General features: G+C 71.1%; 15 protein-coding genes and 3 pseudogenes. 9 read left to right on the top strand and 9 right to left on the bottom strand.

Translation table 11 applies throughout. The features are described 5' to 3' along the window. Positions 1–29: 29 nt before the first annotated feature. The 5 genes and pseudogenes from AC07DI_RS29155 to AC07DI_RS29135 all read right to left on the bottom strand — a co-directional run. Positions 30–1409 (bottom strand): M16 family metallopeptidase, encoded by a 1380-nt coding sequence (locus AC07DI_RS29155; protein ID WP_384263543.1) that lies wholly within the window; start codon positions 1407–1409, stop codon positions 30–32. Further along, positions 1406–3622 (bottom strand): polyribonucleotide nucleotidyltransferase, encoded by a 2217-nt coding sequence (locus AC07DI_RS29150; protein ID WP_478907061.1) that lies wholly within the window; start codon positions 3620–3622, stop codon positions 1406–1408. Before AC07DI_RS29150 ends, AC07DI_RS29155 begins: the two co-directional genes overlap by 4 nt. 362 nt (positions 3623–3984) lie before the next feature. Beyond that, on the bottom strand, positions 3985–4272 hold the full coding sequence (gene rpsO / locus AC07DI_RS29145) for a 30S ribosomal protein S15 (protein ID WP_007385095.1): 288 nt from the start codon (positions 4270–4272) through the stop codon (positions 3985–3987). Positions 4273–4506: 234 nt separating this feature from the next. After that, the gene (locus AC07DI_RS29140; protein ID WP_478907059.1) at positions 4507–5982 is read right to left on the bottom strand and encodes an outer membrane protein assembly factor BamB family protein; all 1476 of its coding nucleotides are present in this window, start codon (positions 5980–5982) and stop codon (positions 4507–4509) included. A 271-nt stretch (positions 5983–6253) separates the two neighbouring features. Beyond that, positions 6254–6627: pseudogene (locus tag AC07DI_RS29135) on the bottom strand (EsaB/YukD family protein); the annotation flags it as partial. Between the two features lie 400 nt (positions 6628–7027). Between AC07DI_RS29135 and AC07DI_RS29130 the strand changes: the two are divergent. The 9 genes and pseudogenes from AC07DI_RS29130 to AC07DI_RS29090 form a co-directional block, all read left to right on the top strand. Then, positions 7028–7282: pseudogene (locus AC07DI_RS29130) on the top strand (hypothetical protein); the annotation flags it as partial. 154 nt (positions 7283–7436) lie between these two features. Beyond that, entirely contained in the window at positions 7437–7742 is a 306-nt protein-coding gene (locus tag AC07DI_RS29125; RefSeq protein ID WP_478907057.1) for a DUF397 domain-containing protein, read from the top strand. A 244-nt stretch (positions 7743–7986) separates the two neighbouring features. After that, a pseudogene (locus tag AC07DI_RS29120) lies at positions 7987–8265 on the top strand (type VII secretion protein EccE); the annotation flags it as partial. Between the two features lie 535 nt (positions 8266–8800). Continuing rightward, entirely contained in the window at positions 8801–12211 is a 3411-nt protein-coding gene (locus tag AC07DI_RS29115) for an SCO5717 family growth-regulating ATPase (RefSeq protein WP_478907055.1), read from the top strand. 343 nt (positions 12212–12554) lie between these two features. Next, positions 12555–14450: an ABC transporter substrate-binding protein gene (locus AC07DI_RS29110; protein ID WP_478907053.1), complete on the top strand. Its 1896-nt coding sequence runs from the start codon at positions 12555–12557 to the stop codon at positions 14448–14450. Between the two features lie 3 nt (positions 14451–14453). Further along, positions 14454–15548 (top strand): ABC transporter permease, encoded by a 1095-nt coding sequence (locus AC07DI_RS29105; protein WP_478907051.1) that lies wholly within the window; start codon positions 14454–14456, stop codon positions 15546–15548. Further along, positions 15545–16489 (top strand): ABC transporter permease, encoded by a 945-nt coding sequence (locus tag AC07DI_RS29100; protein ID WP_478907049.1) that lies wholly within the window; start codon positions 15545–15547, stop codon positions 16487–16489. Before AC07DI_RS29105 ends, AC07DI_RS29100 begins: the two co-directional genes overlap by 4 nt. Beyond that, on the top strand, positions 16486–17571 hold the full coding sequence (locus tag AC07DI_RS29095; RefSeq protein WP_478907047.1) for an ABC transporter ATP-binding protein: 1086 nt from the start codon (positions 16486–16488) through the stop codon (positions 17569–17571). The genes AC07DI_RS29100 and AC07DI_RS29095 overlap by 4 nt, the downstream gene beginning before the upstream one ends. A gap of 125 nt (positions 17572–17696) precedes the next feature. Beyond that, the gene (locus tag AC07DI_RS29090; protein ID WP_384262085.1) at positions 17697–18701 is read left to right on the top strand and encodes an ABC transporter ATP-binding protein; all 1005 of its coding nucleotides are present in this window, start codon (positions 17697–17699) and stop codon (positions 18699–18701) included. Positions 18702–18867: 166 nt separating this feature from the next. Here the strand turns inward: AC07DI_RS29090 and AC07DI_RS29085 are convergent, their stop codons facing one another. From AC07DI_RS29085 to rbfA, 4 genes are all read right to left on the bottom strand, one after another. After that, a complete protein-coding gene (locus tag AC07DI_RS29085; protein ID WP_384262088.1) occupies positions 18868–19830 on the bottom strand; it encodes a bifunctional riboflavin kinase/FAD synthetase in 963 nt (320 codons plus the stop codon). 183 nt (positions 19831–20013) lie between these two features. Then, on the bottom strand, positions 20014–23706 hold the full coding sequence (locus AC07DI_RS29080; protein WP_478907044.1) for a trypsin-like peptidase domain-containing protein: 3693 nt from the start codon (positions 23704–23706) through the stop codon (positions 20014–20016). Between the two features lie 210 nt (positions 23707–23916). Beyond that, positions 23917–24825: a tRNA pseudouridine(55) synthase TruB gene (gene truB / locus AC07DI_RS29075; RefSeq protein WP_478907042.1), complete on the bottom strand. Its 909-nt coding sequence runs from the start codon at positions 24823–24825 to the stop codon at positions 23917–23919. Next, positions 24822–25289, bottom strand: coding sequence for a 30S ribosome-binding factor RbfA (gene rbfA / locus AC07DI_RS29070; protein ID WP_478907040.1), 468 nt, complete (start codon positions 25287–25289; stop codon positions 24822–24824). Before rbfA ends, truB begins: the two co-directional genes overlap by 4 nt. Positions 25290–25336: the final 47 nt, after the last annotated feature.

Raw genomic sequence — 25336 nt, 5'->3', positions numbered from 1 at the left:
TTCCTTAAGGGAGTCGGGCCCTCACGCGGCTATGCGACCGCGTCGTGGAGGCGGGCCGCCTGCTTGTCCTTGAGCGGGCCGATGGCCGACAGGGACGGGCGGTGGCCGAGCACGTCGCGGGCCACCTCGCGCACCTCGTCGGGGGTGACCGCGGAGATCTTGGCCAGCATGTCGTCGACCGACATGTGCTCGCCCCAGCAGAGCTCGCTCTTGCCGATGCGGTTCATCAGGGCGCCGGTGTCCTCGAGGCCGAGGACGGTGGAGCCCGCCAGCTGGCCGATGGCGCGGCCGATCTCGTCGTCCGTGAGTCCGTGCTCCGCGACCTGGTCGAGCTCGTCGCGGCAGATCTTCAGGACGTCGTGCACCTGGCTGGGGCGGCAGCCCGCGTACACGCCGAAGAGGCCGGTGTCGGCGAAGCCCGACGTGTACGAGTACACGCTGTAGGCCAGGCCGCGCTTCTCCCGTACCTCCTGGAAGAGGCGGGAGGACATGCCGCCGCCGAGCGCGGTGTTCAGCACGCCGAGGGCCCAGCGGCGCTCGTCGGTGCGGGCCAGGCCCGGCATGCCGAGGATGACGTGGGCCTGCTCGGTCTTGCGGTTGATGACCTCGACGCGTCCTGCGGTGCGCAGCGTGCGGGAGCCCTGGCGCGGGGCCATGGGGACCGCGTCGGTGCGCCCGAGCGCGCCGGCCTTCTCGAAGGCGGCACGGACCTGGCGTACGACCTTGTTGTGGTCCACGTTGCCCGCGGCGGCGACGACCAGGTGGGTCGGGTCGTAGTGCTTCTTGTAGAAGCGGCGGATGCGGTCCGCGGTGAGGGCGTTGATCGTCTCCTCGGTGCCGAGGACCGGGCGGCCGAGGGGGGTGTCGCCGAGCATCGTGTGCGCGAACAGGTCGTGCACGCAGTCGCCCGGGTCGTCCTCGGTCATCGCGATCTCTTCGAGGATGACGCCGCGCTCCGCGTCGACGTCCTCCTGGAGGATCAGGGAGCCCGTCAGCATGTCGCAGACGACGTCGATGGCGAGCGGCAGGTCGGTGTCGAGCACGCGCGCGTAGTAGCACGTGTACTCCTTGGCCGTGAAGGCGTTCATCTCGCCGCCGACCGCGTCGAGCGCGGAGGAGATGTCCAGGGCGCTGCGCTTCCTGGTGCCCTTGAAGAGGAGGTGCTCCAGGTAGTGCGTGGCGCCGTTCAGGGACGGGGTCTCGTCGCGGGAGCCGACGTTGGCCCAGATGCCGAAGGTCGCCGAGCGCACGGAGGGCAGGGTCTCCGTGACGACGCGCAGGCCGCCGGGGAGGGTCGTCCTACGGACGGTGCCGATGCCGTGCTCGCCCTTGATGAGGGTTTGGGTACGGGCGACGGCCCGCGCCTCCGAGGAGGTGCGGGCCGTCGTCGTGGTGCTACGCGACGTCACTTGTCGGTGTCGTCCTTCTTGTCGTCGTCCTCTTCACCCTCGATGACGGGGATGAGGGACAGCTTGCCGCGGGAGTCGATCTCGGCGATCTCGACCTGGACCTTCTGGCCCACGCCGACGACGTCCTCGACGTTCTCCACGCGCTTGCCGCCGGCGAGCTTGCGGATCTGCGAGATGTGCAGCAGACCGTCCTTGCCCGGCATGAGCGAGACGAACGCGCCGAAGGTCGTCGTCTTCACGACGGTGCCCAGGTAGCGCTCGCCGACCTCCGGCATGGTCGGGTTGGCGATGCCGTTGATCGTGGCGCGGGCGGCCTCGGCCTGCGAGCCCTGCGCGGCACCGATGTAGATGGTGCCGTCGTCCTCGATCGTGATGTCGGCGCCGGTGTCCTCCTGGATCTGGTTGATCATCTTGCCCTTGGGGCCGATGACCTCACCGATCTTGTCCACCGGGATCTTGACGGTGATGATGCGCGGCGCGTTCGGGGACATCTCGTCCGGAACGTCGATGGCCTCGTTCATCACGTCGAGGATGTGCAGACGCGCGTCGCGGGCCTGCTTGAGCGCGGCGGCCAGGACCGAGGCGGGGATGCCGTCGAGCTTGGTGTCGAGCTGCAGCGCGGTCACGAACTGCTTCGTACCGGCGACCTTGAAGTCCATGTCACCGAACGCGTCCTCCGCACCGAGGATGTCGGTGAGGGCGACGTAGTGCGTGTCGCCGTCGATCTCCTCGGAGATCAGGCCCATGGCGATACCGGCGACGGCGGCCTTCAGCGGCACACCGGCGTTCAGCAGCGACATCGTGGAGGCGCAGACCGAGCCCATGGACGTCGAGCCGTTGGAACCGAGGGCCTCGGAGACCTGGCGGATCGCGTAGGGGAACTCCTCGCGCGACGGCAGGACCGGCACGATCGCGCGCTCGGCGAGCGCGCCGTGGCCGATCTCGCGGCGCTTGGGCGAACCGACGCGGCCGGTCTCGCCGACCGAGTACGGCGGGAAGTTGTAGTTGTGCATGTAGCGCTTGCGCGTCACCGGGGAGAGGGTGTCGAGCTGCTGCTCCATGCGGAGCATGTTGAGGGTGGTGACGCCCAGGATCTGGGTCTCGCCACGCTCGAACAGCGCCGAGCCGTGCACGCGCGGGATGGCCTCGACCTCGGCGGCGAGCGTACGGATGTCCGTGACGCCGCGGCCGTCGATGCGGACCTTGTCCTTGATGACGCGCTCGCGGACCAGCTTCTTGGTCAGCGCGCGGTACGCACCGGAGATCTCCTTCTCGCGGCCCTCGAACTGCGGGAGCAGCTTCTCGGAGGCGATCTCCTTGACGCGGTCCAGCTCGGCCTCGCGCTCCTGCTTGCCGGCGATGGTGAGCGCCTGGGCGAGCTCGGTCTTGACCGCGGCGGTCAGGGCCTCCAGGACGTCGTCCTCGTAGTCCAGGAAGACCGGGAACTCGCCGGTGGGCTTGGCGGCCTTGGCGGCGAGGTCCGACTGGGCCTTGCAGAGCGCCTTGATGAAGGGCTTCGCGGCTTCCAGACCGGCGGCGACGACCTCTTCGGTCGGGGCCTCTGCGCCGTCCTTCACCAGCTGGATGGTCTTCTCGGTGGCCTCGGCCTCGACCATCATGATCGCGACGTCGCCGTCCTCCAGGACGCGACCGGCGACGACCATGTCGAAGACGGCGTCCTCGAGCTCGGTGTGCGTCGGGAAGGCGACCCACTGACCCTTGATGAGCGCCACGCGCGTGCCGCCGATCGGGCCCGAGAAGGGCAGGCCGGCCAGCTGCGTGGAGCAGGAGGCGGCGTTGATCGCGACCACGTCGTACAGGTGGTCGGGGTTGAGCGCCATGATCGTCTCGACGATCTGGATCTCGTTGCGCAGGCCCTTCTTGAAGGAAGGACGCAGCGGGCGGTCGATCAGGCGGCAGGTCAGGACCGCGTCCTCGGAGGGGCGGCCCTCACGACGGAAGAACGATCCGGGGATCTTGCCCGCGGCGTACTGCCGCTCCTCGACGTCCACCGTCAGGGGGAAGAAGTCGAGGTTGTCCTTGGGCCGCTTGGAAGCGGAGGTGGCCGACAGCACCATGGTGTCGTCGTCCAGGTACGCGACGGCGGAGCCGGCGGCCTGCTTGGCCAGGCGGCCCGTCTCGAAGCGGATGGTGCGGGTGCCGAACGTGCCGTTGTCGATGACGGCCTCGGCGTAGTGGGTCTCGTTCTCCACTGTTCTCCTACGTGTCTACGTTTCGTCTTCTCGCCCCTGGGCCCGTGTGGCCCGGGACGGTGTCCCGTACGTCCACGCGTCCTGCGTGGCACGGGACCGGGTGGAGAAGCGCGCCGTGTGTGCGGGCCGGTCTTCGATCGAAGCACCCGGGGTGTCCCGGGGGCCACTACCGAGGACCGGCGGCGGCTGGTGCGCCCCTCCCTCGTCGGGGTGGTGCTCGGTGTCCCGGGGTCGCTGTTCTGCTACCCGCGAGGACCGCGTACGTCACCAGACTACAAAGCGTCGGTGACAGCGCGCATGTACGGCAAAGGGAGCGGCCCCCTTCGAGTGCTTCGAGTGGGAACCGCTCCCTTCACGACGTCTTACTTCGCGCCCGCCGCACCGCGGCGGATGCCCAGACGGTCAACCAGGGCACGGAAGCGCTGGATGTCCTTCTTGGCCAGGTACTGCAGCAGACGGCGGCGCTGACCGACCAGGATCAGCAGACCACGACGGCTGTGGTGGTCGTGCTTGTGGGTCTTGAGGTGCTCGGTCAGGTCCGAGATGCGGCGGGAAAGCATGGCGACCTGGACCTCGGGGGAGCCGGTGTCGCCCTCCTTCTGGCCGAACTCGGTCATGATCTGCTTCTTCGTAGCGGCGTCGAGCGACACGCGTACTCCTCGTGATGTCTTCGAGTGCCTCCGAGTGCCCCTGGTCTACGTCTCAGGGGGGCTTCCGTGACTCGGGAGGCGGGGATGGGCCGTCCGGGCGGGCCCCTGCGGGTCCGGGTCATCGCGCTTCCGGTCCGGATCCTTGCGGGATCCTGGGGTGCGCAGACTGACGGTCGTTACACAGGCTACCAGTCGGCGTACCGGCGCTTCACCCCTGGTCCACCTCGGTCGCCGTCAGCCGCTGGTCTCGAATCCTCTCATCACCCAGCTCCGGGGGCCGCCGTCGCCCTTGACGCGCGTGATGCTGGTCGCGGCGAGGAAGATCCGGCCGCGCTCGTACACGACGTCGGGCGGGTCCGTGCTGTCCATCGCGGGAGCTTCGCTCTCCCCGAACAGCAGCAGGAGGGTTTCCCTCCCCGACTCCGGGTCCAGGCTGACGGCCGCGGCAGGCGCGCTCGCCGCCTCCCGGTAGGCGATCACCTTGCCGCCGCTCATGCGCAGGGGGAACATCGGGCGGCCGGGCCTGGCGCTGAACTTGCGCACGGTGTTCCCGGTCGCCAGGTCGAAGGCGACGACCTCGTTAGAGGGCAGCCCGCGGGACACCTCCGGGGAGAAGTCGCGTGGCTTGGTCGCCATGTAGAGCTGCCGCGCGCCTACGACCACGCCGGTACAGCGCTCCACGTCGGCGCTGAAGGTCTCGTCGCAGCCATGGACGTAGCGGTTTCCCTCCAGCCGGATCGTGCCGCGCTGCCTGCCCTTGTCGCTGAGGGCGATCAGATTGGTGGAGATCAGGTCCCCTGCCGAGACCGCGATGACGGGCGGCGACGAAGAGGCCAGGTGGACACCCTTGATCCCGGGCGCGACCCGGTACGTCCACCGGGCCTTGCCCGTACGCGGGGCGACCTTCTGCACCCGGAACTCGGGGTCCGCGGAGTCACCGCACCGGACGAGAGCGATCAGGCCCCGGCCCCCGGCGAACCCCAGGTCCGTGCAGTTCGAGGCATCGGTGTCCACCCAGAGCCGCTTGCCGCTGGTCATGTCGTACGCGACCGAGGCCTGCCCCGTGGTGGCGAGCACGGTCCCCCGCGTCATCGTCACGTTGACGCTCATCGCGAGGGCGGCTTCGCCGGGCAGCTTCTTGTCCCAGAGCTTTCTGCCCGTGTCGATGTCGAACACGGCGACGCGGTCGCAGGCAGTCCCGCCCTCTTCCTTCTTGGGTTCCTTCTCGGGGCGTCTGCCCGAGAAGGCGACAGCCGTTCTGCCGTCCACGCTGACGTGGCGGGTCACCGCGCATATGGGGCCCGGCAACTCGAGCTCCCAGGCCTTTTCGGAGTCACCGATGCCGATGCCCTTGACGACATTCTCGAACCCCTTGGCGACGATCTTGCCGGTGGCCCATGTGCCCTTCGTCGAGGCGGTCCGGCCTTCCTTGAGGGTCTTGTCCACGTATTCGGCCGCGATCCCGCCCTCAGGGGTCTTGGGAGGCGCCTCCACGGTCTCCCTGATGGCATCGGGAGGCTGCGGTGCCGGAGCCGAGCGCTGATCCGACACGCGGTCGCCGTCCGGCCCCCACAGGGCCCAGCCGCCCGTGCCCAGGGCCATGACCAGGGCAATGAGCACGCCGATGACGATCCCCGTACGACGCTTCTTCCCCTCGGCGGCCGACAGCGCGGACTGGGTGTAGGGGGACGGGGGCGGGCCGAAGCTCACGCTGAGAGGCCTTTCTGGGGGCGTATGGGGGTCCCGGGTGCCGGTTGCGCGGACGTCAGCTGGTCATGGCCCTGGCCTTCGGCGGAAAAGGTGCGCCCTCATCAGCATCGCCATGCGGGTGGCCAGGGCCAGGAGCTGCCTCCACCCGTTTCTCGGAGAAGCCGAGCACCGTGGTCGAGCCGACGGCCGCGAGCGCGCAGCCGCCGACGAGACCGACGAGCAGACCGACGAGCGGTTCCTGGCCACGGCGGGCCTGGGCCGCGATGCGTTCGGCGTCGACGAGTTCCTGCGGTAAGGGTTGCAGGGTGAGGAGTTCGCCGTTGAGGATGCGCTGGGCGGCGAAGGTGCGGGCGCTGTCGAGGACAGCGCCGTCGCGGCGGACGAGGTGGTAGCCGACCGGCGCGCCCTCGGCAGGGCTCTGCCGGGAGAACCGCAGGATTTTCGGGTAGATGTCGGCGACGGGGATGTCGTCGCGCAGTGCCACGTCGATGCGGCTGCCGGGCGCGACGCTGGTGACCCTGCGAAGCCGAACGCCGTGCCCGTGCCGGCTCCGGCCCCGCTCCTGTCGTGGGCTGGGCCCCCGGCGGGGTTTCCGCGGTCGGCTCGCCCGGTTCCGGCCACCGTTGTGGACGCCGCCGTGCTCACCTGCTGCTCCCCCTCGTCGCTGATGCTCATCGCTCGTCGTGCTGCCGCTGCCCGTTCGCAACCGCGGTGCCCGTGTTGCCGGTGCCACGCCCGTGGCGTCTTCGCCGACTGTGCCGCATCACGTGACGCGTCGCCGGGCAGACTCGGTCACCTGACTGGTTCGTGAGCCGCGCCCCCGCCCCGTATCACGAAATACCCCGGCAGTACCGGCAGCTGAGCCGCACGCCGACTGGCCGGATCAGCAATCACCCACGCACTCGCCAGGCACCCTACCGTCGGGCTGTTACCACGCGTATCAGCAGGATCACACAGCGATCCACGTTCGCCCGGACAGGGGTGGAACCCAGAACACCCCGCAACGGCAGGGGAATTGGGGATCAGCGAGCAAGCCCAGCGTGCCGCCACCGACACCGCGCGGGCGCAGCGCGACGCGCAGTGCTACCTCCACCCCTCCCCCGAGCAGCTGTGGGCGCTGGTCGCCGAAGGCAGCCGGGTCTGGGAGCGCCGCATGGGCGACGCGGACTTCGGACAGGTGCGCATCGGCCTTGGACCACAGTCGCTCGCCACTCCCCTCGTGCCGCCGCAGACCGCTCCGGCGGGCGAGCTGGAACCGCTCACCGCGGGCGCGATGCAGCGTTTCCTCGCCGCGCACGGGTGCAGACGGGGCTGGCGGCCGGGGACTTCCGACCGCGACCGGCGGGGGGGCGGCCCGAAGTCCTCACGAGCCTTCCCAACCTCTGAACAGGGAAGGAGCCCCCAAGTAAGGTGGGCCTACAGCTCTTTCGTACGTTGTGAAGGGACCCTCCGCCATGACCGACGCACCCGAAACCGAGGCGCAGGCAAAGGCGCGCAAGGAGCGCGAGAAGGAAGAGCTCTACGCCCTCGACATCTCCGGTGCCGACTGGCACAGCGCGCCGGGCACCGAGGAACACGAAGAGCGGGTGGAGATCGCGTACCTGCCCGAGGGCGCCGTGGCCATGCGGTCGTCACTGGAGCCGGAGACCGTGCTGCGCTACACGAAGGCGGAATGGGACGCGTTCGTCCTCGGCGCCCGGGACGGGGAGTTCGACCTGGAGCCTTCGGTACGCAATGGCGGGATCGCGGCGGCCGAGTGACGCCCGGCCTCCTCATGGGTGTTGGCGCTACGTAGAAGGGGTGGACGCCTCCCGCGCGCGTCCACCCCACACCTTCTACGCGGTGCACCGGCCCAGGCTCACTGGAAGTAGCTGGCACCCTTCAGATCGCCACCCCGGTAGTCACCGCCGGCCTGGCCGACCTTCTGCCCGATGTCGACGAGCGCTCGATGGGTGGCCTCGACGTGCTTGTCCCACTGCTGCCGCTTCGCGACATACGCCTTGTGGGGGTTCCGGGGCGCCTCCGCTGCCGCAGCTCGTGGCCCTGCTCACGGCGGTCCCGGCACTGACCACGACCTTCAGCCTCACGCTCGGGCGCGGCGCGCGACAGGAGATCGCCTTGCGCGGTCACCTACGTGTGACGGGGCGCGGCGACGTCGAACTCGTCTCCGTCAGACGGTGTTTGGAGCAGGCTGCCCGTCGGGCCGGGACGGGACTGGTGCGGCTGGATGGTGAACAGCTGCCGGGGATGCTCTCCACGCTTCCGCTCGGGGGCGCTCGCTGATGGCTGTCTCGACTCCTGCGGTCACAGGCTCTCCCGGCAGATCGGCCAGAGGTTGTCGCCGGAGGAGGCGACCCAGATCGGGCGCTCGTTGGGGTTGGCCGGTGGGGATGTCGATTCGTTGCCCACGCTCGCCGACGGTGTGACGTTGTGGTGTGCCGACCGTGACCGGCAGTACGTGATGACGCAGGCCACCGACGTCGAGACCGGATTGTTGGGTACCGCTCGGCGGATGGACTGAACCACGGGGGCTGGAGGGGGATTCGGGGTGTGGTGTCGGACGTTGAGTGATTTGTCCGGCACGGTTTGATCTACGCCGATCACTCCTGGGTCGAGCGTGACGCAATGGACAGCATTGGTGAGGTGGACTGCCCTGCCGTGCTGCTGGTTTTGGTGATTAGGCTGGGACAGGGCGCGACGCCAGAACTCGTCAGCGGGTCGTGCGCGTCCCTCAACGGGGAGAGCCAGGCGGATCGGACGACAGGAACGGTCGCCCCCCACCACGGCACGAGGGTGCTCGACCACATCAGGAGGCATTGTGAACAGCGATCGGGACGAGATCCGCGGGGGCTGGGACTCACCCGTCGATGATCAGTCCGACGCGGAGTCCGCTGCCGAGACGACGGGCGAGTTCACCATCGACTACGCGCCGCCCGCCTGGTACACGCAGAACGCTTCGGGGAGTGCGGGTGAGACGCCTTCGGCGGCGCCCGGCTCCACGTCTTCTGTGTCTGGATCCGGTTCTGCGTCTGGATCCGCTTCTGCGCCTGTCTCGACTCCGCCCGTTTCTACGCCGCCTGTCTCGACGCCGCCGCCCGTCATGCCGTCCTTCTCGGCTCCGCCCGCGCCTTTGAGTCCGCCTTCGGCGGGTGTGCCCAGTGCGGTTCCGAAGCTGCCGGTCGGCAGTGGGTTTCAGCCTGCGGCTCCCGCAGCGGATTCTGAGGCGACGGTGGACGAGGCCACGGAAAAGGGCGCCGTGCCGTCTGACCCTCCCGCCGTGCCATCGGTGGCCAACGGCGGTGGCGCCGCCGATTGGAGCGGGGCCCTTGCCGGTCCTTCCGCCTCGGTGCATGTGACCGGGGTCGTACCTAAGGGTGAGGTTGATGCCTTGGTCGCGGCCGAGTCCGGGGCGGAGGCCGACGCCGAGGACTCCGGTGAGGATGAGGATGAGGGTGAGGGGACGGGGGACGCTGCGGTCGGCACTATGGCTGCGGCTGAGTCCACGGAGGGCGCTGCAGCCGCAGAGCCTGCTGTCACGTCCATCGGTGAGAGTTTCGGCAGTGGTGACCTTGAGAGTGGCGCCACCATGCGGTTCTCCGCTCGTGCCCTGAAGCGGGAGATGGAAGAGCTGGCTGCGGCTGACAAGGCTTCTGAGGCCTCTGAGCGCCCGGTGAGTGAGGCCCCCAATGAGGCCCCCGGCGAGGGCGTATCCGTCGATCATTCGGATGACGACGCCTCTGAGCCGAGCGAGGAGCACGGCGCGGTCGGCCGTGACGCTGGGGGTGGGGCCGAGGAAGAGGCTGCGGCTGAGGAAGAGGCTGCGGCTGGCGCTGGCGCTGACTCCGGGGCCGGAGCCGTCGGTGCGGAAGCCGGTTCTGGTGGTTCCGGCAGCGCTGCTGCGCCCGAGAGTGACGTGTCCGCTGCCGACGACTCCGTACAGGATTCTGTGCCGTCGTCGTGGACTCCGCCGCCGCCTGCGCCGCAGGACGCGCTGCCGCCGTTGCCGCCCGCGTTCCAGCCTGCGGCTCCGACCTCCGCGCCGCAGTGGCCCGCGCCGACCTCGCCCCCGGTGCAGCCGCCGCCGCCCGGGCCCGAACCCGTACAGCCGCAGGCTCCGCAGCCGGCGCCGGGCGCCTGGCCCGCAACCGGCGCTCCGGCTGCCCCTGTCGCCCCGGTTGCCCCGGCCGCCGAGACGCCGATGCCGATGCCGACGCCGATGCCGACGCCGACGCCCGAGTCGGTGCAGGGGGGCTATGGGTTCCCGCAGTCGGGGCCTGCCCCGGCCGCCGCGCCCGGTACGCCTTTCGCGCCCGCTCCGGTCGCGCCCGCCGACCCCGTCGCCCCCAACCCGGCGGCGCAGGGCGGTAGTTACGGGTTTCCTCAGCAGCCTCCGCCGCCGCAGGGGCAGCAGCCAGTGCAGGTCAATCAGCCGGTGCAGCCTGGCCAGCCCGTGCAACCTGCTCAGCCCCTTCCCGGCCAGCAGCCCCTCCCCAACCAACAGCCGCAGGCACCCGCCCAGGCCGGAGGCTACGGCTTCCCGCAACAGCCTCAAGCCCAACAGCCGGTACAACCGGGCCAGCCCGTGCAACCTGCTCAGCCCCTCCCCAACCAGCAGCCGCAGGCACCCGCTCAAGCCGGAGGCTACGGCTTCCCGCAGCAACCTCAGGCACAGCAGCCTCAGACCCAGCAGCCGGTGCAACCTGCTCAACCGGTTCCCGGCCAGCAGCCCCTCCCCCTCCCCAACCAACAGCCACAGCCGCAGGCACAGGCGCAGCCGCCCGTCGACCCCCGTACCGGTGCCGCCTGGCCGCAGCCCGTCCAGCACGATCAGCGGGAGCGGACCAACCCGGGGGCTCCCCTCGGTTACACCGCCGCCGTCGAGCTCTCCTCCGACCGGCTCCTTCGCAATACAAAGTCCAAGGCCAAGAGCAGTCGGCCCGCGGGCGGCGGATCGCGGTTCAAGCTCGGTGGCAAGAAGGAAGAGGCCGAGCGCCAGCGGAAGTTGGAGCTGATCCGGACGCCGGTGCTGTCCTGCTACCGCATCGCCGTCATCAGCCTCAAGGGCGGCGTCGGCAAGACCACCACCACGACGGCACTGGGGGCGACGCTCGCCACCGAGCGGCAGGACAAGATCCTCGCCATCGACGCCAACCCCGACGCCGGTACGCTCGGCCGTCGCGTGCGGCGCGAGACCGGGGCCACCATTCGTGACCTCGTGCAGTCGATCCCGTACATCCACTCGTACATGGACATCCGGCGCTTCACCTCGCAGGCGCCTTCCGGGCTCGAGATCATCGCCAATGACGTCGACCCGGCCGTATCGACCACGTTCAACGACGAGGACTACCGGCGCGCCATTGATGTGCTCGGGAAGCAGTACCCGATCATCCTGACCGACTCCGGTACGGGGCTGCTGTACAGCGCCATGCGCGGGGTTCTCGACCTCGCCGATCAGCTGATCATCATCTCCACGCCCTCCGTGGACGGAGCGAGCAGTGCGTCGACGACGCTGGACTGGCTCTCCGCGCACGGGTACGCGGATCTTGTCTCGCGGTCCATCACGGTCATCTCCGGGGTGCGGGAGACCGGAAAGATGATCAAGGTCGACGACATCGTGTCGCACTTCGAGACGCGGTGCCGGGGGGTTGTCGTCGTCCCCTTCGACGAGCATCTCGCCGCCGGTGCGGAGGTCGATCTCGACATGATGCGGCCCAAGGTGCGGGAGGCGTACTTCAACCTCTCGGCGATGGTCGCCGAGGACTTCGTGCGGGCCCAGCAGCAGCAGGGGCTTTGGACGTCTGACGGCAATCCCCCGCCGCATGTGGCTCCGCCGATGCCGGGGCAGCAGGGGCAGCCGGGGGGCGGGGTGCCGTACCAGGCTCCGCCTCAGGGGCAGCCTCAGCCGTACGCTCCACAGCAGCCGCAGCCCGGTCAGCAACCGCAGCCTGGGCAGCAACCGGCGCCTGGACAGCAGCCCTATCCCCAGCAGCCCGGGGCCCCGCAGGGCTGGCAGCCTCAGCCGCCGCAAGCTCAGCAGGTTCAGCAGCCGCAGCAGGCTTACCCCCAGCCCGGCCAGCCGCCGCAACCCCAGCCCGGGCAGGCCCCCCAGGCCCCCCAGCCGGGTGCACCCTTCCAGCCCGGGGCACCCTTCCAGCCGGGCGGGCCGCAGCAGCCGAGTGGGCCGCAGCAGCCGCAGCCTCCCCAGCAGCCGCAGCCTCCTCAGCAGTAGCGGGTCGGCATCCACGTCGACCTCGATTCATCAGCGGGCCCGCGCCGTTCCTCGGCGCGGGCCCGTCGGCGTCTCGCCACCTTTGCCGAAGCCCGGCACCTTCGGGCCGTGCCCCCGCACCAGCCCCCACCGTCACCCCCTCACCAGCCACGCGTCACCGGTCTTGACCAATGCGGATGAAATCACGGTCAACTCGTTGTTTTCGCAGGCCACATGGGGTTCACCCGGCGTTGACGTGCGCAGACTGGCGCTGGTAAACACACATCAACCAGCTGACGTTCCTTGATCCACCAGCGTGCAACCAGCCATCCCTGTGCAAGCGATGACGCGAGGTCACCGACCCATGGACACACAAGATCAGCACGGCAGAGCAGCACTTCCCCAGAGAGCAGCCCCGCCCCGCCCCCGTCGCCGCCCCCGCCTGAGGCTCGTGCTCGCCGGTGGCGTCGCCGCGTTCACTCTGACGGCCGGTCTTGCCACGCCGTTCAATCCGGCACCGCAGCAGGCGCAGGCCAAGGACGGCGGCGGAAAGAAGGTCCTCACCGTCGCGGTCGCGCAGAGCGTCGACTCGCTCAGCCCGTTCCTCGCCCAGCGGCTGCTCAGCACCAGCATCCACCGGCTGACGTACGAGTACCTGACGAACTACGACGCCAAGGACAACAAGGCGATTCCGGGGTTCGCCACCAAGTGGAAGCCCTCCGCGGACAAGCTGACGTGGACGTACACCATTCGGGACGACTCCAAGTGGTCGGACGGGAAGCCCGCCACCGCCGAGGACGCCGCGTGGACGTTCAACAAGGTGATGTCCAAGGAGGGCACCGCCACCGCGAACTCCAACTTCGTCACCAACTTCAGGAAGGTGACCGCACCCAGCCCCACCAAACTGGTCATCGAGCTGAAGAAGCCGCAGGCCACGATGGCCGCGCTCGATGTGCCGATCGTCCCCAAGCACGTCTGGGAGAAGGTCGACGACATCTCGAAGTTCAACAACGACAAGGACTTCCCCGTCGTCGGCAACGGACCGTTCATCCTGACGGACTACAAGGTCGACCAGTATGTGAGGTTCAAGGCCAACAAGGGCTTCTGGCGGGGGGCGCCCAAGTTCGACGAGCTGGTCTTCAAGACGTACAAGGACCAGGACGCCGCCGTCTCCGCCCTCCGCAAGGGTGAGGTGTCCTTCGTCGCCGGGCAGCCCGCGCTCACGCCCGCGCAGGCCGCGTCCCTGAAGAACGAGGACGACATCAAGGTCAACGAGGGTCCGGGGCGGCGCTTCTTCGCGCTCGCCACCAACCCGGGGGCCAAGACCAGGGACGGCAAGAAGTTCGGTGACGGGAACCCGGCGCTGCTGAACAAGAAGGTCCGTCAGGCGCTCTTCCTCTCCGTCGACCGCAAGGCGCTCGTCGACAAGGTGTTCCAGGGACACGCGGTCGAGGGCGCGGGGTACATTCCGCCGCGCTTCTCCGAGTACGCCTGGCAGCCGTCCGCCGATCAGGTGATGACGTACGACCCGAAGAAGGCCGTCCGGCTCCTCGACGAGGCGGGCTATCAGAAGGACGACAACGGCCGGCGCGTCGGCAAGGACGGCAAGCCGCTCAACCTCCGCATCCTGTGCCACGCCACCGACCCGAACGACAAGGCCGTGGGAAAGTACCTGAAGGAGTGGTGGGGGAAGATCGGGATCGGGCTCAAGGTCAACTGTCTCGATGACGTGTCCGTGCCCTGGTACGCCGGTGAGTACGACCTCGCCTTCGACGGCTGGTCCGTCAACCCCGACCCCGACTTCGTGCTCGGCATCCACACCTGCGCCGCGCTGCCCGAGAAGGCCAAGGAGAGCGCCGCCACCGACAACTTCATCTGCGACAAGAAGTACGACAGCCTGTACGAGAAGCAGCTCGCCGAGTACGACCCCGGCAAGCGGGCCGCCATCGTCAAGCAGATGCAGTCGTGGCTGTACGACTCGGGGTACATGAACGTCCTCGCGTACCCGAACGCCGTCGAGGCCTACCGCACCGACCAGATCAAGTCCATCACCACCATGCCGACGGCCGCGGGCAACATCTACGGCCAGGACGGATATTGGAGCTGGTGGTCCGCAGTGCCCGCGGATGGGAAGAGTTCCTCCAAGGACGGCAGCTCGACCGGTGTCATCATCGGTATCGCCGCTGCCGCGGTGGTGCTCGTGGGCGGCGGAGTCCTGTTCGCCCGGCGCCGCCGTTCGACCGCAGAGGACCGCGAGTAACGCATGACCGCTGACAGCAATCCCGCTCTGCTCGACACCGGGGGCCGAAAAGGTCCCGGGGCCGACGGCGACCCGGCTCCGGCCGGGGCGCCGTCGGCCCGCGGGCCGCGCGCCCGCGACACCCGTGCCTACCTCATCTATGTGGCGGGCAAGCTCGGCGGCGCGCTCGTGTCGCTGTTCGCCGTGCTCGTCACCAGCTTCTTCCTGTTCCGGCTGATCCCCGGCGACCCCGTCAAGCAGATGACGGGCGGCAAACGCGTCTCGGCCGAGCAACTGGCCGCGATGCGCAAGGAGTTCGGCCTCGACAAGCCGGTCATGGCCCAGTTCTGGGACTACACCGGCAAGGTACTGAGCGGCGACTTCGGTACGTCGTACCAGTTCCACGCGCCCGTCATGGACAAGATCACGGACGCGCTGCCCGCGACGCTGCTCCTCACCGGAACGGCGTACGTCCTCTACACCCTCATCGGCATCTGGCTGGGCACGCGCACCGCCTGGCGCAACGGCGGACTCGGCGACCGCTTCAACACAGGGCTCGCCCTGACCCTGTACTCGGTGCCGTCGTTCTGGCTCGGCCTGCTACTGATCATCACCTTCTCGGTGGGGATAGGGCCCATTCCCGGGATGTTCCCTACGGGTGGTCTTGAGTCGGGCGGCGAGACGGGCTTCGCGTACGTCATCGACGTCGCGCACCACATGGTGCTCCCCGTCCTCACCCTCGTCGCCGTCGGGTACGCGCAGACCCTGCTCGTCATGCGTTCCTCGCTGCTCGACGAGATGGGCAGCGACTATCTGACGACCGCGCGCGCCAAGGGGCTCCGCGATGATCTCGTGCGGCGCAGGCACGCCGTCCCCAACGCGCTGCTGCCGACCGTCACGTTGATGTTCGTCAATCTCGGCACGGTGGTGGCGGGCGCGATCCTCGTCGAGACCGTCTTCTCCTGGCCGGGGCTCGGCGGGCTCTTCTACGCGGCGCTCAGCGTGCCCGATCTGCCGTTGGTGCAGGGGCTCTTCTTCGTCTTCTCCACCGCGGTGATCCTGATGAACACCCTGGCCGACGTGATCTATCCGCTGCTCGATCCCCGGGTGGGCCGATGACGACCGAATCCGCACCGACCACCCCGACCACCCCCGCGGCCCCTGCCGCCAAGAGCGCCCGCTCGCTGGCCTGGACCCGGCGCAGGCACTCCCTCGTCCGCTTCTGGCGCGAGTACCGTGCGCACAAGGCCGGGCTCTTCGGTCTCGCCGTACTCGTCATGATCGCCCTCGCGGCGGTCTTCGCGCCGCTGCTCGTCGGCTCGGACGCGCAGAGCGTGACCGAGGCGCCGGGCAGACCGATGGAGTCGCCGAGCGGTGAATTCCCGCTGGGCACCGACCAGTTCGGGCGCGACCTGCTCGGCCTGCTCGTGTGGGGCGCGCGCATCTCACTCTCGGTGGGGCTGCTCGCCGCCGTCCTCTCGGTGGCCATCGGCACGCTCGTCGGCATCACGGCCGGCCACTTCAAGGGCTGGTACGCCACCGTCATCATGCGCGTCACCGACTGGTTCCTGGTGATGCCGACCCTGGTGCTCGCCATCGCCCTCGCCTCCGTGATGTCCCGCTCGATCTGGACGATCATCCTGGCGATCGGCGTGACGACGTGGCCGACGACGGCGCGCCTGGTCCGCGCGCAGACCCTCGCGGTGGAGTCCCGCCCGTACATCGAACGCGCCCGCGCGCTCGGCGGCGGCCACGGCCACATCATGGCCCGCCACGTGCTGCCGAACGTCATGCCGCTCGTCCTCGCGCAGACCACGCTGGTCATCTCCGGCGCCATCCTCACCGAGGCCACGCTCGCCTTCCTCGGCCTCGGCGACCCGACCAACGTCTCGTGGGGCGGGCTGCTGCAGGACGCGCGCGAGGCGGGGGCGGTCAGCGCGGGTCACTGGTGGTACCTCGCCCCGCCCGGTCTCGCCATCGCGATCGTCGCGCTGGCGTTCACGCTGTGCGGCCGCGCCGTGGAATCCGTGCTCAACCCCAGGCTGGGGGCCACCCGTTGAACGACGTACAGAAGACCGGTGCACGAGGCGTACGAGGCGTACGAGGCGTACGAGAGGACGTGGCCCCGGCGGCCGAAGGGCACCGCCTCCTCGACGTGCGGGACCTCGAAGTGACGTACGCGAACGGCGCCGCCGCCGTCCGCGGCGTGAACCTGCACGTCGACGCGGGCCACAAGCTCGGCGTCGCCGGCGAGTCGGGATGCGGAAAGTCCACGCTCGCGCTGGCCCTCCTCCGGCTGCTCCCCGCGGGCACGAAGGTGTCCGGCGAGATCCTGCTCGACGGCGAGGACGTCCTCACCATGAAGTGGGGGCGGGTCCGCGCGGTGCGCTGGGCGGGCGCGTCCATCGTCTTCCAGGGCGCCATGCACTCGCTCAACGCCGTCCACCGCATCGGCGACCAGATCGCCGAACCGATCCTGCTGCACAAGAAGGCGACGCAGGCGGGCGCGGAGAGGAGGGTCGGCGAGCTCCTCGAACAGGTGGGGCTGCCCGCCGCCCGCGCGCGGGCGTACCCGCACGAGCTGTCCGGCGGGCAGCGGCAGCGCGTGATGATCGCGATGGCCCTCGCCTGCGACCCCCGCCTGATCATCGCCGACGAGCCGACGACCGCGCTCGACGTCATGATCCAGGCTCAGATCCTGCGCCTGATCGAGCAGTTGGTGGACGAGCAGGACCTCGGCCTGATGATGATCAGCCACGACCTGGCGGTGCTCTCCGACACGTGTGACCGGCTCGCGGTGATGTACGCCGGACGCGTCGTCGAGGAGGGACCCGCCACCGAGGTCTACGAGAACGCCCGGCACCCCTACGGGAAGGCCCTGTCGGCCGCGTTCCCGCGGATCGGTGACGCGGCGTCGCGGTTCGCCCCGCGCGGTCTGCCGGGGGACCCGCCCGACCCCTCCGACCTGCCGACGGGCTGCACGTTCCACCCCCGGTGCCCGGTCGCACTCGACGTCTGCGCCACGGAGGACCAGGCGCTGCGGGAGGCGGGCCCGCATCACCGTGCCGCGTGTGTCCACGCGGGTGCGCCGCTCCCCGCGCAGCCGACGTCGGCGCCTGCGGCGGCGGAGCGCACGCCGTGACCGGGAGTCTCCGCTATCCCGCTATCCCGCTATCCCGCCATCCCGTGAGCCAATGAGCGCGTGAGCCCGTGAGTCCGTGAGTCCGTGAGCCCGTGATCCAGTGATTCCGTGAAGAGGAACCGCGCATGACCGCATCCACGATCCCGCCCGCGGCCGACGGCCCCCTGCTGTCCGCCGCCGACCTGCACATCGCCTTCCCCGGCCGCCGCGGCGCGCCGACCGCACGGGCCGTGGACGGCGTCGACCTCGACATCAAGGGCGGCGAGATCGTGGCCCTGGTCGGCGAGTCGGGGTGCGGAAAGACGACACTGGCCCGTTCGCTGCTCGGCCTCGTGCCCCCGACATCCGGCAAGGTCACGTTCGGCGGCAAGCCACTCGACTACTCGGGGCGCGCGCTCAAGGCGTACCGGAAGCGGGTGCAGCTGGTCCTCCAGGATCCCAGCGGGTCGCTCAACCCCCGGCACACGGTGTACGACGCCGTGGCGGAAGGGCTGCGCATCCACGGGTACGGGGGCGACGAGCGGGCGGCGGTCGCCGAAGCCCTCTCGCGGGCCGGGCTGCGGCCGCCGGAGCGGTTCTTCCTGCGCTATCCGCACGAACTGTCGGGCGGTCAGCGCCAGCGCGTCGTCATCGCGGGCGCGCTGGTCCTCGAACCGGAACTCATCGTCGCCGACGAGCCGGTGGCTTCGCTGGACGCGTCCGTACGAGGTGAGATCCTGGCGCTCCTGCTGCGGCTGCGCGAAGAGCTGGGCCTGTCCGCGCTGGTGGTGACGCACGACCTGGGCCTCGCGTGGAACATCGCGGACCGGGTCGCGGTGATGTACCTGGGCCGGATCGTGGAGACGGGGACGGTGGAGGAGGTACTGACGTCGCCCCAGCATCCGTACACGCAGGCGCTGTTGTCCGTCCTGCCCGAGGCGCCGGGAGACCCGGTGGTACTGACGGGCGAGCCCCCGGACCCCTCCCGCATCCCCGGCGGCTGCCGCTTCCACGCCCGCTGCCAGGTACTCGCCTCCGGCGAGGCGGAGCGGGTGGGGGTCGCGGGGCGGTGCCGGGGGGAGGATCTGCCGCTCCTGTCCGGAGGGGGTGGAACGCAGGTTGCCTGCCACTGGGCTGCGGCGGCGCGGTAGGGGGTGCGGGGGGTTGTTTCGTTTGCGGCTCGCCCCCGGTGGGGGCTGGTCGCGCAGTTCCCCGCGCCCCTGGGCCAACGCCCTGCGGGCGTTGGCCCAGGGGGGCACGAAAACCGTGCGAGCACCCACAGGCCCCCCAGGGGCGCGAGGAACTGCGCGAGGCCCGCTACACCACCCCCGCTCCCCCCGCCCCCTCCACAAGCTCCCGGCACTTCTTCACGTCGTCCGCCATCGCCACCAGCAGCTCGTCGATCGAGTCGAACTTGGCCTGGCCGCGGACGAAGGCCAGGAAGTCGACGGCCACGTGCAGGCCGTACAGGTCGAGGCCGACGCGGTCGATCGCGTACGCCTCGACCGTGCGCTCGACGCCGTCGAACTGCGGGTTCGTGCCCACGGAGATCGCGGCCGGCATCGCCTCGCCCTCGACGTGCAGCCACCCGGCGTAGACGCCGTCGGCGGGGATGGCGGTGTGCGGCAGCGTCTCGACGTTGGCGGTGGGGAAGCCCAGCTCACGGCCGCGCTGCGCGCCCCGCACGACGACGCCCTCGACGCGGTGTGGGCGGCCGAGGATCTCCGCCGCCCCCCTCATGTCGCCCTCGGCGACCAGGCGCCGGGTCAGGGTCGAGGAGAAGGGCTCGCCGCCACCGGCCTCACCGCTGACGTACAGGTCGATGACGTCGACCTCGTAGTCGTACGTACGGCCCAGCTCGGCCAGGAAGTCGACGTTGCCCGCGGCCTTGTGGCCGAAGCGGAAGTTGGGGCCCTCGACGACCACGCGCGCGTGCAGCTTGTCGACGAGGACCTTGACGACGAAGTCGGCGGGCGACAGCTTCGAGAACTCGGTGGTGAAGGGCAGGATCAGCAGCGCGTCCACGCCGAGCTCGGCCATCAGCTCGGCGCGGCGGTGGTGCGGGGCGAGCAGCGGCGGGTGGCTGCCGGGGCGCACGACCTCGCTGGGGTGCGGGTCGAAGGTGACGACCACGGCCGGCACGCCGAGCTCCCGCGCCTGCTCCACGGCGCGCCCGATGATCAGCTGGTGACCGCGGTGCACGCCGTCGTAGGAACCGATGGTGACGACGCTGCGCCCCCAGTCCTGGGGGATGTCCTCCAAGCCACGCCAGCGCTGCACTTCTTTGCTCCTCGCCGAACCCGTATACGTCACGTACATCTGTACGTTCCCATTGCCGATTGCGCAGGACTAAGACTGCCATGCCGACGGGTGGCGGCTCGCACCGGAGGGAGTGGCGGGGGTCACTCCGGGCCGGTCCGTAGGACTACGCCGGTGTTCCGTACGACTACGTCGGTACGACGGCTACGCGGGCATGCGGACGCCACCGACGAACCGCTCGATCGTGCGGCGGGCGCTCGGGCCGACCACCGCGGCCCAGTCCTGCGGTGCCGCGTCGAGCCAGCCCGCGACGAGCACGGCGAAACCCGGCACCTCGCGGGCGAGTTCGACCAGGCGCCGGTCGAAGCGGGAGGCGCCTTCCGGGGTGCGGACGAGCAGCAGTCCGGTGCGGTGTACGCGCTCGCGGGTGCGGGCCTCGCCGCACTCCCTCGCGCCGTGCGCCACCGCCCGCAGGACGCCCTCCAGGACCGCGGAGTCCCGCTCCTGGCCGAGCAGTACGTCGAGCAGCTCGTCCCGCAGGTCGCGCGAGGCGGCCGTACCGGGGGCGGTGAGCACGGGCGCGAGGGCGGCCCGCACCTGCGCGCAGTGGCCGCGCAGCAACGCGGTGACCAGCGGAAAGAGGGCAGGACGTACGGCGGGGCCGTGTTCGAGCCGCCGGTCGATGTACGCGGCGGTGGGCCCTGCCGCTTCGGTCCTGGCCGCCACGAGGTCGTGCACGAGGTCGGCCACGCGGCGCGCGAGGGCGGGCGTGGTCACGTCGGCGAGGGCGGGCAGGACGTCCTCGGGCACCGGCCCCGGCGCGTGCAGGCGGGTGCGGAAGGCGTCGAGCACGGGCTCGGGGTGGGTGGCCAGGGCGGTGGCCGGGGCGCTCGCGGGCAGGTGGGGGTCGCCCGCGGTGAAGCGGCGCAGGGCGTGGGGCAGGTACCGGGTGCGGGTCTGCGGGTCGCGGACGAGGAGGGCGAGCGCGGGGCCGTGCAGGGCGTCGTCGGCGGGGCGGGCCAGGAGCGCGAGCGCCGCGTGCCGCAGGTACGCGCGGTCGCTGCCGGTGGTCGCGTGCGGGGCGGCGTGCAGGGCATGGGCGGCGGCCGCGGCGTGCCGGGCGGGGCGCTCGTCGCGGGCCCAGCGGGCGACGGCGCGGCACATCGCGGCGGGCTCCTCCTCGGCGAGCGCGGTCAGCAGTTCGTCGGCGCGGGCGTGGGCGCAGTCGGCCAGGGTCTCGGTGAGGTCGTCGATGGCGCGGTGCCGGTGGGTGTGGAGCAGCGCCTGCGCGGCGGAGGCGACGGTGGCGTCGGGCGCGGCGTCCAGCGGCCGTTCGTCGGTGAACCAGCCCACGAGGTGGGGCGGTACGCCCACGGGGTCGGCGGCGAGCAGGTCGGCGACGGCGTCGAGGCAACGGTCCGGGGTCCCCGGGGGGCCGTCGCGCACGATGAGCCGCCGCAGCAGCGCGAACCGCTCGGCCGCGGGCAGCCGCAGCGCCAGCCAGAAGGGGGCCCCGAACTCCCCACGCTCGGCGAGCGGTTCGAGTACGGCGAGGTACGGGGACGCGTCGGGAACCCGGAGCAGCACCTCCCTCAGTAGGTGAGCGGCCCACCATGTGGCATCCGCCGTGTCGCCTGCCGTGTCCCCCGCCGATTCCCCCACCGCGGCACGCCCGTCCGCCGACGCTCCCTCGGCTGCCTCGGCCCGCCCCGCGCCCGGACCCGCCCTCTCCGTGAAGCCCGCGAAGCCCGCGAAGCCCGCGAGGCCCGCGAAGCCCGTCATCGCGTCCGCCAGCCCGATCAGCCGCGAGGCCAGTTCCGCCGCACCCCGCTGGCGGCCCAGCGCGAGAAGTGCCTGAATCACCGGGCCGATACGGTGCCGCGGCACCGGCAGCGGGCGGGCGGCGGCCGGGGCGGGCCCGCGGCGGCGCTGCTCCGGGACCGTCGGGTTCCGGGGTTCCGGCCGGTGCCGGTGGACCAGTGACGTCAGGGCCGCGTCCACGTCCAGGTGCGTGCCCTGGAGCCAGTCGGCCACTTCCTCGTGCGCGAAGCGGTAGCCCGCGCCTGCGGGCACGAGGAGTCCCTCCGCGAGGACGGCCGACGCCCACCCCGTACAGCCGTGGAACTCCCTTCCCCTTCCCTTGCCGGGTGGCGCTCCCCACGGGAACACCGCCTCGAAGCCCGCCCGGTCCAGCTGCCCCTGGCCCGGCCCCAGGCACCGCCGCGCCGCCTCGTGGACCCGTCCGGAGACCACCGCCGCGAGGCGCCGTACCGTGTTGCCGCGCAGCCCGTTCGCCGCTGCGAGCCGCTCGGCGACCCGCAGGCACAGCAGGTCGAGGTGGGCCGCGAAGATCTCCTCCCGGTTCGGGGTGCCCGGTGGCGGCGCGCCGGGAAGGGCCGCCCGCACCTCGTGGAGCAGCCGCAGCGCCAGCGGGTGCCGTGCGTCGGCGGGGGCCGTCGTGCCGTCGGGGATGCCGTACAGCGCGCGGGCCCGGCGGGCTTGCGGCTCGGGGAGATCACCTAGGTGTACGCGACCGGGCAGCCCCGCGCCCTCGTCCGCCGCGTGCGGCGACGCCACTTCCGGCGACGCCGTGGCGAAGTGGGCCGCGGCCTGTTCCCAGTACTCCGTACGGCAGGCGACGACGAGGCGCGCGCCCGTGTCCCGCAGCCACAGGGCCGTGCCCTCGCTCCACCGCGCGAGGGTGTGCGCGAGCGCGGGCGGCATCTCCTCGGGGCCGTCGAGCAGCAGGAGCAGCGGCCGGCCCGCGTCCCGTACGAGCCGTGCCACCCGGCCGGCCGGGATGTCACCGGTCCCCTGGTCCGTCGGGGCCTCCCCCGCCGCCTCCAGGATCCGCCCGGCGCGGTCGAGCGCCCGCTGGACCACGTCGGCCACGGACGCGTCCGCACTCCTCAGGTCGGCGCCGCGCAGCCACAGTGTGGGGGCGGGCTCCGCGCCCCGCGCCCTGCGCGCGGCGAGCGCGGCCAGCTCCGTGGTGCGTCCCGTGCCGGGGTCGCCGACGAGTCCCAGCACTCGTGCGGGCCCGGCGGTGAAGGCGTCCAACTCCCGTGCGGCATCCGGGCGTTCGACCGGTTCGCGGAGCGGGGCGGGCGGTCCGTCGGAGCCCATCGAGGTGGCCGTCAGATGGAGCGCGCCCGCGAGATTGAGGTCCCGGCCGTAGGCGGGCACGGTTGCCGCGTTGTGCCTGAGGAGTTCGGCGAGCGGGCCGTGCGGGTCGGCGGTGGCCGCGTCCCGCAGCGGCACCGCGTAGCCCGCGGGGCGGTGGGTGAAGGCGTCCTGGCCGGGTTCGGCGGGTCCGGGGCGCTGCGGCAGCAGAGCGGTGCCGAGGACGGCGAGGACGGCGCCGGTCGAGGCGTCCACGACCGGCCCGCCCGCGGCCCCGCTGCCGAGCCGCAGCGCGTCGGCGCCGTCCGTGCCGATCGCCAGCTCCAGCGCGGACGCAAGGAGGTGGAAGCGGTCCGTCGCCGTGTACGTCACCGGCGCTGAGCCGAGGACCCGCGCCTCGCGCCGGCCGCGTGCGTCGATCCGCACGTACGTGCCGGTCGCCACGGAGTCCCGCACGGTGACGGGGAGGGGCCGCAGCCCGAGTCCTTCGGTACGGACGAGGGCGAGTCCGGCGCGGGGCAGTGCCACCACGGCGTCGGCGGAGACCACGCAGGTGCGCTCGTCCGGCCCGTGCACGACGATCCTGGCCAGTCCCTCGACCGCTTCATGGCTGGTGATGACCGTGCCGTGCTCGTCGGCGGCGAAGCCCGTGCCCCGCGGGCGTCCGGCGAGATCGCGTAACCGCACCAGGGAGCGGTCGGGCGCCTGGGCCGAGGAACCGGCCGACGTCCCTGCATCCCCGGGGCCCCCGGCCCGCGGGCCGCGTCCCGCCATGCTCGAACCTCCCCACTATGCCCTGCTCTTCCGACCGTAGGTCGAGGGTGATCAGTGGGACAGGCCGCAGCGCGAACGCGCCCCCTTGCGACCCCGCGGTTCACTCCGAGCGCCTGTCCGAAAGGGTGAATGGGCGTCCGGCGGTGGATACATCTCTAAGTGGGGGGATCGTGGGGCGGCGGACCTGACTCCGCCGCCCCACAAACGCCTTTACGCGAAGACGGCGAGGCTCTTGGCCTTGCCCCGCGACTCCTCCGCGAGGACCAGGAAGCGGCCCTCCGGATCGAAGACGGCGACGGCGCCCACACCCGCGTACTCCTCGGGCATGTCGATCCGGACGCCGTTGAGCAGCAGCTTCCCGCGCTTGTCGTCCACGTCCCAGCGCGGGAAGGCCCGGCTCGCGGCCTCGGCCACGGGCATCACCGTCAGCTCCTCCTGGAGCTGGTCGAGGGTCTTGGCCGCGTCCAGCTTGTAGGGGCCGACGCGGGTGCGCCGCAGCGCGGTCAGGTGGCCGCCGACGCCGAGTCCGGCGCCGAGGTCGCGGGCGAGGGCCCTGATGTACGTGCCCGAGGAGCAGACGACGGAGACGACGAGGTCCAGGACGGGGGTGCCGTCCTCGGCCACGGCCTCGCGGATGTCGTACACCGTGAAGGCGGAGACGGTCACGGGCCTGGCGGGGATCTCGAACTCCTCGCCCTTGCGGGCGCGCGCGTACGACCGCTTGCCGTCGATCTTGATGGCGCTGACCTTCGACGGCACCTGCATGATGTCGCCGGACAGCTCGGCGATGCCCGCGTCGATGCCCGCGCGGGTGACCTTGGAGGCGTCGGCGGACGAAATGATCTCGCCCTCGGCGTCGTCGGTGAGCGTGTTCTGCCCGAGACGGATGGTGCCCAGGTACTCCTTCTCGGTCAGCGCGAGGTGGCCGAGGAGCTTGGTGGCGCGCTCGACGCCGAGCACGAGGACGCCCGTCGCCATCGGGTCGAGGGTGCCCGCGTGGCCGACGCGGCGGGTCTTGGCGATCCCGCGCATCTTGGCCACCACGTCGTGCGAAGTGAAGCCGGACGGCTTGTCGACGATGACAAGGCCGTCCGGCGTTGTGGTGCTGCTCTTGCTCATGCGGGGGCGTCGCCGTCCGTTTCGTCGTCGGACACGTCGTCGTCCTCGGGCTTGCGGTACGGGTCGGCGCCGCCGGCGAACTCGGCACCCGCGGAGACCTCCCGCACCTTGGCGTCCGAGAGCCGTGCCTTGTCGAGCAGGTCCTCGATGGCCTTGGCGTTGTCCGGCAGGGCGTCCGCGACGAAGGCCAGCGTCGGCGTGAACTTCACGCCCGCCGCCTGGCCGACCGCCGAGCGGAGCACGCCCTTGGCGCTCTCCAGACCCGCGGCCGCGGCCGCACGGTCCTCGTCGTCGCCGTAGACCGTGTAGAAGACCGTGGCCTCCCGCAGGTCACCGGTCACCCGGGTGTCCGTGATCGTCACGTGCGTTCCGAGCCGCGGGTCCTTGATCCCGCGCTGCAGCTTCTGGGCAACCACCTCTCGGATGAGGTCCGCCAGCCTTTTCGCCCGCGCGTTGTCGGCCACTGCTCCGTCTCCCTTTTCCCCGGGTGCGTCCCCTGGGGCTTGTCTTG

It is taken from the genome of Streptomyces sp. NPDC044106 (assembly GCF_056433985.1).
The sequence above is the reverse complement of the archived record's forward strand: the minus strand, read 5'-3'. Positions and strand labels throughout refer to the sequence as shown.

What these genes read in the sequence shown, in the direction of transcription:
- AC07DI_RS29125 (WP_478907057.1), top strand. Translation starts at nt 7,437, where the DNA reads ATGACCGACGCACCCGAAACCGAGGCGCAGGCAAAGGCGCGCAAGGAG.
- AC07DI_RS29110 (WP_478907053.1), top strand. Translation starts at nt 12,555, where the DNA reads ATGGACACACAAGATCAGCACGGCAGAGCAGCACTTCCCCAGAGAGCA.
- AC07DI_RS29105 (WP_478907051.1), top strand. Translation starts at nt 14,454, where the DNA reads ATGACCGCTGACAGCAATCCCGCTCTGCTCGACACCGGGGGCCGAAAA.
- AC07DI_RS29100 (WP_478907049.1), top strand. Translation starts at nt 15,545, where the DNA reads ATGACGACCGAATCCGCACCGACCACCCCGACCACCCCCGCGGCCCCT.
- AC07DI_RS29090 (WP_384262085.1), top strand. Translation starts at nt 17,697, where the DNA reads ATGACCGCATCCACGATCCCGCCCGCGGCCGACGGCCCCCTGCTGTCC.
- AC07DI_RS29080 (WP_478907044.1), bottom strand. Translation starts at nt 23,706, where the DNA reads ATGGCGGGACGCGGCCCGCGGGCCGGGGGCCCCGGGGATGCAGGGACG.
- truB (WP_478907042.1), bottom strand. Translation starts at nt 24,825, where the DNA reads ATGAGCAAGAGCAGCACCACAACGCCGGACGGCCTTGTCATCGTCGAC.